Annotated in this window: 11 protein-coding genes; 2 read left to right on the top strand and 9 right to left on the bottom strand. The window is 74.0% G+C overall.

Features of this window, described 5'->3' with window-relative positions; translation table 11 throughout:
* Positions 1 to 3: 3 nt before the first annotated feature.
* The 3 genes from AB7J25_RS01945 to AB7J25_RS01955 are packed head-to-tail and all read right to left on the bottom strand — an operon-like array spanning position 4 to position 3,283.
* Entirely contained in the window at positions 4 to 678 is a 675-nt protein-coding gene (locus AB7J25_RS01945) for a MadR family response regulator transcription factor (RefSeq protein ID WP_428504308.1), read from the bottom strand.
* Complete coding sequence (locus AB7J25_RS01950) at positions 675 to 2,045, bottom strand: MadS family sensor histidine kinase (RefSeq protein ID WP_428504310.1); 1,371 nt, start codon at positions 2,043 to 2,045, stop codon at positions 675 to 677. Before AB7J25_RS01950 ends, AB7J25_RS01945 begins: the two co-directional genes overlap by 4 nt.
* A gap of 8 nt (positions 2,046 to 2,053) precedes the next feature.
* Positions 2,054 to 3,283: an iron-containing alcohol dehydrogenase gene (locus AB7J25_RS01955; protein WP_428504312.1), complete on the bottom strand. Its 1,230-nt coding sequence runs from the start codon at positions 3,281 to 3,283 to the stop codon at positions 2,054 to 2,056.
* A gap of 400 nt (positions 3,284 to 3,683) precedes the next feature.
* On the opposite strand from AB7J25_RS01955, the gene AB7J25_RS01960 reads away from it, so the two are divergent.
* Complete coding sequence (locus AB7J25_RS01960; RefSeq protein WP_428504314.1) at positions 3,684 to 4,181, top strand: hypothetical protein; 498 nt, start codon at positions 3,684 to 3,686, stop codon at positions 4,179 to 4,181.
* A gap of 162 nt (positions 4,182 to 4,343) precedes the next feature.
* On the opposite strand, the gene AB7J25_RS01965 is transcribed toward AB7J25_RS01960, so the two are convergent.
* The 6 genes from AB7J25_RS01965 to AB7J25_RS01990 form a co-directional block, all read right to left on the bottom strand.
* Complete coding sequence (locus tag AB7J25_RS01965) at positions 4,344 to 5,501, bottom strand: acyl-CoA dehydrogenase family protein (RefSeq protein WP_428504316.1); 1,158 nt, start codon at positions 5,499 to 5,501, stop codon at positions 4,344 to 4,346.
* Positions 5,498 to 6,391: an alpha/beta fold hydrolase gene (locus tag AB7J25_RS01970; protein WP_428504318.1), complete on the bottom strand. Its 894-nt coding sequence runs from the start codon at positions 6,389 to 6,391 to the stop codon at positions 5,498 to 5,500. The genes AB7J25_RS01965 and AB7J25_RS01970 overlap by 4 nt, the downstream gene beginning before the upstream one ends.
* 80 nt (positions 6,392 to 6,471) lie before the next feature.
* Positions 6,472 to 8,118 (bottom strand): LuxR C-terminal-related transcriptional regulator, encoded by a 1,647-nt coding sequence (locus AB7J25_RS01975; RefSeq protein ID WP_428504320.1) that lies wholly within the window; start codon positions 8,116 to 8,118, stop codon positions 6,472 to 6,474.
* 66 nt (positions 8,119 to 8,184) lie between these two features.
* A complete protein-coding gene (locus AB7J25_RS01980) occupies positions 8,185 to 9,309 on the bottom strand; it encodes an XdhC family protein (RefSeq protein WP_428504322.1) in 1,125 nt (374 codons plus the stop codon).
* Positions 9,302 to 10,429: a vWA domain-containing protein gene (locus tag AB7J25_RS01985; RefSeq protein ID WP_428504324.1), complete on the bottom strand. Its 1,128-nt coding sequence runs from the start codon at positions 10,427 to 10,429 to the stop codon at positions 9,302 to 9,304. Before AB7J25_RS01985 ends, AB7J25_RS01980 begins: the two co-directional genes overlap by 8 nt.
* A gap of 4 nt (positions 10,430 to 10,433) precedes the next feature.
* Positions 10,434 to 11,348: an AAA family ATPase gene (locus tag AB7J25_RS01990; protein WP_428504326.1), complete on the bottom strand. Its 915-nt coding sequence runs from the start codon at positions 11,346 to 11,348 to the stop codon at positions 10,434 to 10,436.
* A 548-nt stretch (positions 11,349 to 11,896) separates the two neighbouring features.
* Between AB7J25_RS01990 and AB7J25_RS01995 the strand changes: the two genes are divergently transcribed.
* Positions 11,897 to 12,199: a transglycosylase family protein gene (locus tag AB7J25_RS01995; protein ID WP_428504328.1), complete on the top strand. Its 303-nt coding sequence runs from the start codon at positions 11,897 to 11,899 to the stop codon at positions 12,197 to 12,199.
* The last annotated feature ends 27 nt before the right edge of the window (positions 12,200 to 12,226 follow it).

Raw genomic sequence — 12,226 nt, forward strand, 5'->3', positions numbered from 1 at the left:
ACGCTAGAGCAGCCCCAGCTTCGTCGCTGCGTACACCGCCTCCGCGCGCCGCGACACCATCAGCTTGCGCATGAGGTTGCCGACGTGGAACTTCACGGTGGTCTCGGAGATGAACAGCTCCCCGCCGATCGCGCGGTTCGACAGGCCCCGGGCGAGCAGCCGCAGCACGTCCAGCTCGCGGTCGGTGAGCCGCTCGCGGTCCTGCGTGCCACCGGAGAGCGAGCGCACCATCGCCGAGGCGCTGCGGGCGTCGAACGCGCTCTCCCCGCGCGAGACCGCGCGGATGGCCCGCACCAGCTCGGTGGTGTCGACGTCCTTCACGACGTAGCCGCGGGCGCCCGCCTGCACGGACTCCACGACGAGGCGGTCCTCGGCGAACGTGGTGAGGACCAGCACGCCGATCCCCGGGTGCGCCGCGCACAGCCGCCGGCAGACGTCCAGGCCGTCCGTCTGCGGGCCGGAGGTGAGCTTGAGATCGAGCAGCACGACGTGCGGGCGCGTGGCCGCGACCGCGGCGACGGCGTCGGCGGGGGTGCCCGCCTCACCCACCACACGCAGGTCGCTCTCCCGTTCCAGCACGGCCTTGAGGCCCTGCCGCATGATCGAGTGGTCGTCCACCAGGACGATGCGGGTGGGCGCTGGCCGTGGCCGGAACGCCGTCTCTAGCCGCGCGCTCATGCCGCCACCGACCCGGGGACGGGGATGTCGACCTGCACCTGCAGCCCGCCCAGCCGCGCCCGGCGGAAGGTCAGGCTGCCGCCGAGCTCCGCGGCCCTTGCCGCCATGTTCACCAGGCCCCGGTGCTCCCCGCAGGGGGCGGTGACGCTCGCCGCCCGCATGCTGCGGCGCACTTCGTCCGGTCGGCCGCAGCCGTCGTCGGAGATCGTGAGCCGCACCTGGTCCTGCTGGTACGCCAGCCGGACGACGGCGCGGGTGGCGTCCGCGTGCACCGCCGTGTTGAAGAGCGCCTCGCCCGCGATGCGGAACAGCGACTGCTCGTAGTCCGCGGGCAGCGCCACCGGCTTCCCGCCGATGCGCACCTCCACCCGCAGCTCGTCGGGCATGTGCACGCCGGAGAGCCTGCGCAGCATCGACGGGAGGTCCTTGTCCGCGCCGTGGCCGTCCTCGTTCAGGGCGTAGATCGCCGAGCGCAGCTGCTCCACGGCGCGGCGGGTGAGGTCCTTCGCGGTGGCGAGCTGCTCGCGCAGCCGGGCGTCGTGGACCTCGGAACGGACCAGCTCGATGTGCATGCCCGCCGACAGCGCGTACTGGGTGACGCTGTCGTGCAGCTCGCGGGCGATGCGGTGACGTTCCTCGTCCAGCACCTCGCGCTGGCGGGCCGCGCCCAGCTCGGCCTGGGTGGCGACGAGCTCCGCATTGCGCACCCGCAGGTCCTCGGCCTGGCGGCTCGCACGGGCGTAGAGCCGCGCCGAGTGCTCCACGAGCGCGCAGTTCTGCAGCGCGGCCGCCGTCTGGCCGGCGAGGATGCGCAGCACCGAGTGGTCGGTCTCGTCGATCTCCCGATCCGCCGGCGTCCAGGCGACGAAGCCGCCGACGGTGCGCCCGTCCAGCCGTACGGGGACGTGGACGTGGCGGCGGGCGACCTCGCGGTCGTGCGCGTCCTGGTCCTCGTGGGCCTGGTCGTCACCGTGGCGGACGTCGGCGATGTGGCCGAGCACCCGCTCCGGCAGCGACGAGCAGTCCGGCCACTCGACCCCGTCCGGGCCGAGGACGAGGTGGCGGGGCCGCGCGTCGGGCAGCTCGCCGTCCACGAGGGCGAAGACGACCCACTCGGCCGACAGGTGGTCGGCCGCCGCGTCCACGACCGCGCGGACCAGTGCCTCCGAGCCCTCCGTGGTGCGCACCAGGGCCGCGGAGATCCGGTCCAGGGCGTGGATCACCCGGCGCATCCTCTCTGCCGACTCGCGGTGCTCGGGGAAGTAGTGCGGTTTGCCGGAGCGCAGGCCGGTGAGGGCCTCGAGGTCGGCGCGGACCCGCGCGCGGACGGACGCGCGCCGGGGCGGACCGGTCGCCTCGGTGCTCACATCCCGGCTCACATCGCGGCCCGGAACAGCGCGTCGATCTCCTCCACGCTCGCCGAGCGCGGGTTCGTCGTGAGGCAGGCGTCGCCGAGGGTGAGCTGGGCGAGGTTCGGGACGTCGTCGAGCGCGACACCCAGCTCGGCGAGGCCCTTCGGCACGCCCAGCTCGTCGCTCAGCGCGCGGACCTCCTGCGCCACCATCTCGACGCACTCCACCGCGGGCACCCCGCCCACCTCCAGGCCCATCGCCTGCGCGATCGGCACGAACCGCTCGGCGTTCGTGGCCCCGTTGAACCGGATGACGTGCGGCAGCAGAACGGCGTTGCAGACGCCGTGGGGCAGGTCGAGCATGCCGCCGACCTGGTGGCTCATCGCGTGCGTGGCGCCCAGGATCGCGTTGGTGAACGCGAGCCCCGCGACGAGCGCCGCCTGCGCCATCGCCGAGCGGGCCGCCTGGTCCTCGGGGTGGATCATCGTGTGCGCGAGGTTGCCGTTGACCAGGGAGATCGCCTGCAGTGCGTGATGGTCGGTGAGCGGGCCGTGGGCCAGGGACACGAACGACTCGATGCCGTGGGTGAGCGCGTCCAGCCCGGTGGCGGCGTTGAGCCAGTCCGGCATCGTGACCAGCAGGCGCGGGTCGATCACCGAGACGTCCGGGACCAGCGCCCGGCCCATGATCGTGATCTTCGTGTGCCGTGCGGTGTCCGTGACGATGCAGAACTGCGAGACGTCCGCACCCGTGCCCGAGGTGGACGGCAGCATGATCAGCGGCGGGATCGGGTTCGCGATCCGGTCGATGCCCTCGTAGTCCAGGATCCGGCCACCGTTCGAGGACAGCAGCGCGATGCCCTTCGCCGCGTCGATCACCGAGCCGCCGCCGATGCCGAGCACGACGTCGCAGCCCGACTCGACGTAGTGGCGGTAGCCCGCCTCGATCTCGTGGTCCTTCGGGTTGGGCGTGACGTCCGCCCACACCTGCGGGCGCAGCCCGGCCTCGCGGAGGTGGCGCAGCAGCTCGCTCACCCAGCCGGCCTCCGTCAGCCCGGCGTCGGTGACCACCAGCGGGCGGCGCGCACCCAGCCGTCCGGCCGCGTGCGCGGCCTCCTGCAGCGAGTTCTGGCCGAACAAGATCTCGGGGGCGTGGAACTTCGACAGGCGCAGCTCGGTCGACCCGTCGTCACCCGCGCCCCGGTCCAGTACCACCGAGTTCCCCGCTCTGCGGGCCGAACCGACGAGGACCACATTGCCCTCCTGTACCGCGTCGCCCGACACCGCCCACGTCGACAGCGCCCGTGACGGACGCCACTGGGCGATACGGGTCAGGGTACAAGACGTCGCGGGTGCGGGACGGGCGCGAACGGGCCCACCAGCGGCGTTCGTCGCTCCCGGGGGCCTGCGACGGCGCAGCGGGCGGCACGGGCGTGAAGGCCCCGCGACGTCGCCCATCCTCGTTCCCCCTGTCCGTGACGCCGTGGACGCTAGCCCGTGGGAGGGCCCGCGCGGCACCGTCGGCGGGAGGGCGGTTCACCCTGCCCGAACGGACAGCTCCTGGATTCGTGACAGGCGTGTAACTCCCGCGGCACCGCGAACGACACCTCGTTCGGGTGCCCGGACACCGGGCCGGGCGAGTGGGAGGGCGGGCATGCTCGACGATCGGGAGCGGCGGTCGCTGCTGGAGATCGAGGATCGCCTGCGCGAGTCCGACGAGGAGTTCGTGCGCGCCTTCGACATCCTCACCCGGCTCGGCGGCCAGCGGCCCGCGGGCCGGGGCCGTCCCGCCCCTGCGCCGCGGCACCGTCCCGTGCTCCCGCCGCCCACGCTGCACCGCCCGCCGGCGGCGCCGTCGCTGCCGCCCGTCCTGCCGCCGACCCGTTCGGCCCCGCCGCCCGAGGGGTCCCCGCCGCCCGAGGGGTCTGAGGGGTCTGCGGGGTCTGCGGACCGGCTGCGACGTGACACCGGGGCGCTCATGCGGCTCGTGCAGGGCATGCTCGCCGCGGCCCTCCTGCTGCCCCTGATCTCCTTCGGGGTGGCGGTCTTCGACCACGACGCCGCCACGCTCGTGCTGTGCGCCGGGTTCGGCGCGCTCTCGGGCCTCGTCGGGTACGCCGCCGCGACCGCGGCGCGGGCCCGGCGCCGCTGAGGCCCCCACCCCGCTCCCGCCCCGCTCCGCATCCACACCCGCTTCCACCGCGGCCCCGAGTGCCCCGCCCCAACCGCGCGAACGGCCCGTATGGGAAGACCTACGTCCCGTTCGGGCCGTTCGCGCGGCCGTGCGCGGGGCCGTGCGCGCCGGACCCCGCGGTCAGAAGATCGGCACGTCGATCTCGCACCCGGCGAGCACGGCACCCGCGGTCCGCAGGGTGTCGGGCTTGACCACGAAGTGCTGGGTGACGGCGTGGACGTCGCGCAGGCGCCGCTGCAGCGGGCTGGTGGCGTAGAGCGAGCTGCCGCCGCCCGCGTGGTACGCGAAGTCGACGACGGCCGCCGCCCGCGCGGTCGCCCACACGGCGCTCGCGCGGATCCCGGCCCGCTGCGGCAGGGTGAGCTCGGCCCCGTCGAGCGCGGTCGCCCAGGCCGCCCGCGCGTGCTCGTGGAGCAGCGTGCGCGCCGCCTGAAGCTCGACGTCGGCGGTGGCGAGCTGGTACTGGAACAGCGGGTTCGCCGCGAGCGGTGCGGACGCGAGCAGCGGCACCTTCCCCGTCGCGAGGGCGAGGACGTCGCTCAACGCGCCCCGGGCGACGCCCAGCGCGGTGCTCGCGATGCACAGCGCCGGCAGGGCGGGCGGCGGGACGCGCACGATCGGCGCGTCCAGGCAGGGCTGCGCCGAGAAGACGTCGAGCGTGCGCTCCGCCGGGACGAACACCTCGTCGGCCACGACGTGGTGGCTTCCGGTGCCGCACAGCCCGGACACCGTCCACGTGTCCTCGATCGTCACCTCGGCCGGTGCGACGACGGCGATCCGCATCCGCGGCTCGCCGTCCACGTCCTCAAGGCAGTTGCCGAAGAGCCAGGCGCAGTGCTCGCCGCCGCTGACGAAGCCCCAGCGGCCGCTCACCACGTACCCGCCCTCGACGCGCCGCGCGGTGCCCGACGGGCTGATCGCGCCCCCGACGATGACGTCGGGCGTGCCGCAGAGGAGCGCGTCGAACGTCGGCCGCGGCAGGCCCGTCAGGTCGCACCAGGCGGCTGAGCCGATCATGACCGTCCAGCCCACCGACCCGTCCGCCGCGGCGAGTGCCTCGTACACCTCCATCGCCTCGTGCACGGCGACCCCGGATCCGCCGTGGCTCGGCGGGAGGAGCATCCGGAAGCAGCCCACCCGCTTCAGGTCGTCGAGCAGGTCGGCGGGCAGCCGCCGGGCCGTCTCGATCTCGGCGGCCCGACGGGCGATGGCCGGTGCGAGCTCGCCGACGGCGTCGAGGATCTCCCGGGACGTGGCCGGTGCGGCGGTGGCGGTCATCGCGCGCTCCTCCCGGGAGCGGTGTGCATAGCCGCGAGGAACGCCTCCGGGCGCTCCATCGACGGGTCGTCTCCGACGCCGTCGAGCACGTGCAGCGGCCAGCCGTACCGGGTGGCGGTCGCCTCGGCGACCGACAGCGGGACGTGCAGGTCCTGGCGCCCCCAGATCAGCGTGGTCGGTACGGTGATCCGGGCGAGGACGGACGGCGGGATCGCGGGCAGCCCGAACGCCGGCATGAGACCCGCCAGCGCCGCCTGCATCTGCGGCGTCGACGCGCACTCGAGTGCGTAGTCCGCCACCGGCTCCCAGCGCTCACCCCACTGGCGGCGCACCTCGTCGAGGTCGATGAAGCAGTGCGCGAACATCAGGTCGCGGGTGCGCGCGCTCGGGTGCTCGGCGAACGCCTGCGCCGCCGCCGCCATGCTGCTCGCGGGTGCGAAAGCGGCCAGCCCGAGCGCGCTGCTCAGCGCCAGGGCGGCGACCCGGTCCGGCGCCTCGGCGGCCAGGCGCATCGCCATCGCCGCGCCGAGGCCTCGGGCGACGAGGACCGCCGGCGCCGGGCCCGCCCGGTCGAGCAGCTCGTCGAGCCAGCGCAGCCCGTGCGCGGCGTCCATCGGCGCCGCCGTGCCGGACGCGCCGTGACCGGGCAGGTCCGCGGCGAGCACCCGGTGGGTGCGGACCAGGGACGGGAGCACCTGCAGCCAGGTCCCGGCGAACTCGCCGGTGCCGTGCAGCAGCACCAGCGGCGGCCCCGACCCGCCCTCCAGCACCGCCGTCGAGACCCCGGCCAGCATCGTCACGCCGTCGGTGACGGGCGCCCCGGCCAGCATCCGTTCCCGCGTGGCCCCGCCGATCGCCGCGTCACTGCCGTCCCGCATGTCCTGTCGCATGGCCGAGACGGTGCCGATCCGGGCCGCTGGTCCGCGTCGGTCCGAGCACCCAAACCCGCCGCGTCCCGACGTGGGTGGTTTCACCCAGGCCCGGGCGAGACGAGGTTGTGCGCGAAGGCGAAGGCCGCCGCCGCCGTGCGGGACGGCACGTCGAGTTTGGTCAGGATGTTGCTGACGTGCCGGTCGACGGTGCGTTCGCTCAGCACGAGCTGCTCGGCGATCGCCCGGTTGGACCGGCCGGACGCGACCAGGCGCAGTACCTCCAGCTCGCGCGCCGTCAGCCCGCCCGGGATCCGGCTCGCGGCGGCGTCGATCAGCGCGGTGACACGCGTGAGATCAGGAGCGGCACCGAGGCGTGCGAAGCAGTCCCGCGCCGCCACCAGCTCCCACGTCGCGCAGTCCTCGTCGCCGAGCCTGCGGCAGGCGAGTCCCAGCGACTCGCGCGTCCGCGCCACCTCGTACGGAACGTCGAGCTCCTGCCACAGCCGGCAGGCCTCGCGCAGCGCGACCAGCGCTGCCGTCGCGTCGCCGTCGGCCAGCTCGACGAGGCCGGTGGCGTGGCGGGCCATCGCGGTCAGCGCGCTGCGGCCGTGGTCGGCGGCGATGCCGGTCAGCTCGCCGGCGGCCGCTCGGGCCTGCGCGACGTCGCCGGCCGCCAGCATGATCTCGACGCCCGCCGGGAGCAGCGCCGCGCGGGCGAGCCGGCCGGTGGTCTCGGCGAGCACCCGGTGGGCCGCCATCACCGCGTCGCCCGTGCGGCCCTGGGCCAGCCGCAGGAGCGCGAGGCCCGGCTGTGGCTGCCAGCCCCGCGCGCTCGCGTCCCGGAACGCCTCCTCGGCGTCGGCGAGCTCTCCGCGCAGCCGGTGGATCTCGCCCTGGCGGTAGCGGGCCGCGCCCTCGGTCGGCTCGCCGGGGATCGACCGCTCACAGGCACGGCGCGCCTCGTCGATCGCGTCCGGCCACGCTCCGCGCAGCTGCAGGCTGCCCGCGCGGTGCACCAGGCAGATGCCGGTGAAGTTGACCAGCTGGGGCTGCGCCGCGCACCAGCGGCCGAGCGCGTCGGTCCACTCCCGGGTCCGCCGCACCTCGAAGACCTCCTCGCAGGCGCCGATCACGAGGCAGTAGATCAGCCCGGTCAGCAGCGCCGAGGCCAGCTCGCCCGCGAGGACCGCGACCATCGCCTCGTCCAGCAGCGCCAGGCCAGGCCCGGTGCGGCCCTGCTTGATCCGGACGTTGCCCTGGGCGTAACGCCCGAACGCCACGAGGTCGGCGTCGCGGAACCGCTCGCCGATCGCGGCGATGGCCGCGGCGTCGGCGAACGCGGCGTCGAGATCGTCGGCGTTGCCGAGGCTCGCGAGGATCAGCCGGTAGCCCCGCTCGGCGCAGTCCTCGCCGTGCCGGTCGAGCAGCCGGCCCGCCCTCCCGGACCACCCGCTCGCCCGTGCCACCTCGCCGATGCTGAGCAGGCCGAGCCCGATCCAGAACGCGCACCGCGCCGCGCCGACGGGGTCGTCCTCGTCGAGGTGGGTCGCGTACGCCCGCTCCAGGGCGCGGTGGGCGTCGTCGTCGCGGCCGAGCAGGTACGCCGACTCGGCGAGCAATTCCAGGTCGGCGGCGCGCAGTGGCCGGTCGCGGTCCGCGGCCGACAGCTCGGCGAACGCGTCCCGCCAGGCGCGCGACCGGAAGCTCGCCCGGCCCCGGAGCAGGGGGTCGACCTGGTCGGGCATGGTGGCGTGATCCTATGCCGGGCACCGCCCCGGCGCCGCCCTGATGACGACGTCGAGGGGCGACCGTCAGACGTGGATAGGGCCCTCGCGCTCGGCGAGGCGCACCCCGGCGCCGCCCCAGTGCTGGGCGATCATCTCCGCGGCGATGGAGACGGCGGTCTCCTCCGGGGTGCGGGCGCCGAGGTCCAGGCCGATGGGGGAGGACATCCGGGCGATCTCGGCGTCGGTGACGCCGACCTCCTTGAGCCGGGTGATGCGGTCGTCGTGGGTGCGCCGCGAGCCCATGGCGCCGATGTAGGCGACCTCGGGCAGGCGCAGCGCGACCTCGAGCAGCGGGACGTCGAACTTGGGGTCGTGGGTGAGGACGCACAGCACGGTGCGCCTGTCGATGCGCCCGCCCGCGGCCTCGGCCGCGAGATAGCGGTGCGGCCATTCGACGACGACCTCGTTGGCTCCGGGGAACCGGGAGGCGGTGGCGAACACGGGGCGGGCGTCGCAGACGGTGACGCGGTAGCCCAGGAACGAGCCCATCTTCGCGACGGCGGCCGCGAAGTCGATGGCCCCGAACACGATCATCCGCGGCGGTGGGGCGAAGGACTCGACGAACACGTCCAGGCCCTCGCCACGGCGCTGGCCGTCCACGCCGTAGTGCAGCATCGCGTTGCGGCCGACATCGAGCAGGCCGCGGGCGTCGTCGCGGATCGCCGCGTCGAGCCGGGCCGAGCCGGTGCCGCCGGTGGGGGCGGTGTCGTTGCCGTCGGGCCACACGACGAGGCGGCGGCCGAGCCGTTCGGCGGGTCCGGCGACGACCGTGGCGATGGCGACGGGTGCCTCGGTGCGGACGGCCTCGGCGACGGCGGCGAGCTCGGGGTAGGTGTCCTGGGAGACGTCCTCGACGAAGATGTCGATGATGCCGCCGCAGGTCAGGCCGACGGTGAAGGCGTCGTCGTCGGAGACCCCGTAGCGCTGGAAGCGGGGCCGGCCGTCGGCGAGGACCTCCTGGCCGAGCTCGTAGACCGCGCCCTCGACGCAGCCGCCGGAGACGCTGCCGACGGCCTCGCCACCGGGACCGACGAGCATGGAGGCGCCGGGTTGGCGCGGGGCGGAGCTGTAGGTGCCGACGACGGTCGCGAGCGCGGCCGGCTTCCCGTCCTCCCACCAGCCGACCAACCGGTCCAGCACGTCACGCATCGCGCACCACCTCGAGCAGCTTCTCCAGTGTCGCCAGGCTGTGCCCGGCCAGCAGATCGTCCAAGTACGGAAGGGCTGCGACTATTCCACCCTGTACCGGGGCGTAGCCGTCCTTGCCCGCGTGCGGGTTCACCCAGACGATGCGGTGAGCCAGCCGGGACAGCCGGTGCATCTGCTCGCCGAGCATGTCGGTGTCGCCGCGTTCCCAGCCGTCGGAGAACACCACGAGGACCGCCCGGCGCGCCGCCCCGCGCTGACCCCACCGGTCGACGAACGCCCGCAGCACCTCGCCCAGCCGGGTGCCGCCCGACCAGTCGGGGATCGCCTTCCCGGCCGCGGCGAGGGCGTGCTCCGGGTCGCGCAGTCGCAGCTCGCGGGTGATGCGGGTGAGCCGGGTGCCGAGCGTGAACACCTCCGTCGACGCCGGGGCGCGGCGGACCACCACGTGCGCGAAGCGCAGCAGGGCGTCGGAGTAGGGCTCCATCGAGCCGGACACGTCGATCAGCAGGACGACCTTGCGCGGGCGTCGCGAGCGGTCGCGGTGGCGCAGCTCGCGCAGCTCGCCGTGGTTGCGCAGCGCGGCACGCAGCGTGCGGCCCGGGTCGGGCCCGCCGCGGCGGGCCGGGCGCAGCCGCCGCGACGGCCGGGTGGGCGGGTCGGGGCGCAGCAGGGCCAGCAGGCGGCGCAGGTGCTCGCGCTCGGCGGGCGAGAGGTCGCCGACGTCGCGGTGGCGCAGGATCTCGGTTCCGCTGGCACGCGCGGCGAGCTCCTCGGGGTCCTCCCCGCCCTCCCCGGACGTGCCTGCCTGCTCGGTGAGGGCGGCGAGCTTCGGCGGTGGCGGGGGGCGCTCGTCGGTCCGCCGCGCCCGGGCGCCCTTCTCCGGGGTGAACCACTCGCTGAAGGCCGCGTCGTAGCGCGGGATGTCGTCGGGGTCGGAGCAGAGGGTGAGGCGTCCGGCCCAGTAGGTCTGCAGCTCGTTGGTGACGTCGAGCTCGTCGAGTGCGGTCAGGAACGCCGTGACCCGGTCGGTGGTGACGGCGAGGCCCGCTGCGCGCAGCACGGCGGTGAACCCGACCAGCGCCGGCAGCGGCCCCTCGACCGTCGCCTCGGGGGCGCTCATCGGGTCACGAGGCCATCAGGACGTCGAGCCGGTTGCGTACGCGGTCGGCGTCCTCGCGGTACTTGAGCATGGCGCCGAGGGTGCGGGCGGCGGTGTCGACGTCGAGGTGGCTGGCGCCGATGAGCATGAGGGCGCGGGCCCAGTCCAGGGATTCGGCGACGCCGGGGGGTTTGAGCAGGTCCATGGTGCGCAGTTTCTGGGCGGCGACGGCGACCTCTTTGGCCAGCCGTTGGGGCACGCCGGGGATGCGGGAGTGCAGGATCTCGATCTCGCGTTCGACGCCGGGGTGGTCCAGCCACAGGTACAGGCAGCGGCGTTTGAGGGCGTCGTGGACCTCGCGGGTGCGGTTGGAGGTGAGTACGACGATGGGTGGGGTGCTGGCGCGGACTTCGCCGAGTTCGGGGATGGACACGGCGTGTTCGGTGAGGACTTCGAGGAGGAAGGCTTCGAACTCGTCGTCGGCGCGGTCGATCTCGTCGACCAGCAGCACGCTGGGGCTGTGTTGCAGGGCACGCAGGATGGGGCGGGCGAGTAGGAAGCGGTCGTCGTAGAGGGAGGCCTCGACGGCGTGGACGTCCATGGGTGGGCCGCCGGCGGCGGCGGTGGCTTCCAGGGCGCGTAGGTGCAGGAGTTGGCGGGGGAAGTCCCAGTCGTAGAGGGCTTGGGTGGCGTCGATGCCGTCGTGGCATTGCAGGCGGATCAGTTCGGCGTCCAGGACCTGGGCGAGGGCTTGGGCGAGGGCGGTCTTGCCGGTGCCGGGTTCGCCCTCGCAGAACAGGGGGCGGTTCATCCGGATCGCGAGGAACGCCGCGGTGGCCAGCCCCTCGTCGGCGAGGTAGCCCGTGGCGCGCAACGCCGCGGCCAGCGCCGCGGGCGAGTCGGTGGCGGCTTCGGCGCCACTCTGGTAGCGGTCGTTCACCCGTCCAGTCTGACGAACGCGTGGGCGTACTGCCAGCGCGGCGACCAACGCGTGAGGGGTCCCGAAGGTTCACGGGAATGACGTACGTCACACCTCCGGAAGCAACCAGGCAACAATACTTCCGGAATGAATGCAAAGAACCTGCCGTGATCACGGCGTGATCGATTGCTTCGTGACCTGCGAACTTTTACCAGTGTTCGAACGTGTTCGACCATTGCGTGACCCCGCTCACCGCCGCTCGTATTGACGATTCGCCGGACCGGACTCGTACCGTCTCGTCCGATCGCCCCGTGCGATCGAAGAAAGACACCCGGAAGCGTCACACCCGCCCTGTCCCACGGTTCCGGTTCGTCGAGACGGAGGACGGGACAGGGACGAGTGCGCCGATCTCGGACGGATCACGAGCTGTTCGGGAATGGCGCGTCCTGGCCTCGACAGCCCCCATGTCGCAGGTCAGGAGCATCCGGCTCGTACGGTGTGGACAGGAGAAACGCGTCATGACATCTCGACCTTCCCCGCGCAAGGGCCGAGGTATCGCCCGCATTGCCGTGATCGGCGCCATCCTCGTGGCCGCTCCTCTCGGTGTCGCCGGAACCGCAAGCGCCGCCCCGTCCTCCACCTGGGACAAGCTCGCCAAGTGCGAGAGCGGTGGAAACTGGAAGATCAATACCGGGAACGGCTACTACGGTGGCCTGCAGTTCAACCCCCGCACGTGGCGTGCCCACGGCGGTAGCGGCATGCCCCACACCGCCAGCAAGTCCGAGCAGATCCGCATCGCCGAGAAGGTCCTGAAGACCCAGGGCTGGCGGGCGTGGCCGGCCTGCTCGAGGAAGCTCGGGCTGCGCGGCTGACCGTCGTCCCGGGCCGCACCTCATCGA

The organism is Pseudonocardia sp. (genome assembly GCF_050246655.1).
Taxonomy (GTDB): Bacteria; Actinomycetota; Actinomycetes; order Mycobacteriales; family Pseudonocardiaceae; genus Pseudonocardia.

Coding starts and splice junctions, on each gene's coding strand:
- AB7J25_RS01945 (WP_428504308.1), bottom strand. CDS start 678: ATGAGCGCGCGGCTAGAGACGGCGTTCCGGCCACGGCCAGCGCCCACC.
- AB7J25_RS01960 (WP_428504314.1), top strand. CDS start 3,684: ATGCTCGACGATCGGGAGCGGCGGTCGCTGCTGGAGATCGAGGATCGC.
- AB7J25_RS01965 (WP_428504316.1), bottom strand. CDS start 5,501: ATGACCGCCACCGCCGCACCGGCCACGTCCCGGGAGATCCTCGACGCC.
- AB7J25_RS01970 (WP_428504318.1), bottom strand. CDS start 6,391: ATGCGACAGGACATGCGGGACGGCAGTGACGCGGCGATCGGCGGGGCC.
- AB7J25_RS01975 (WP_428504320.1), bottom strand. CDS start 8,118: ATGCCCGACCAGGTCGACCCCCTGCTCCGGGGCCGGGCGAGCTTCCGG.
- AB7J25_RS01980 (WP_428504322.1), bottom strand. CDS start 9,309: ATGCGTGACGTGCTGGACCGGTTGGTCGGCTGGTGGGAGGACGGGAAG.
- AB7J25_RS01985 (WP_428504324.1), bottom strand. CDS start 10,429: ATGAGCGCCCCCGAGGCGACGGTCGAGGGGCCGCTGCCGGCGCTGGTC.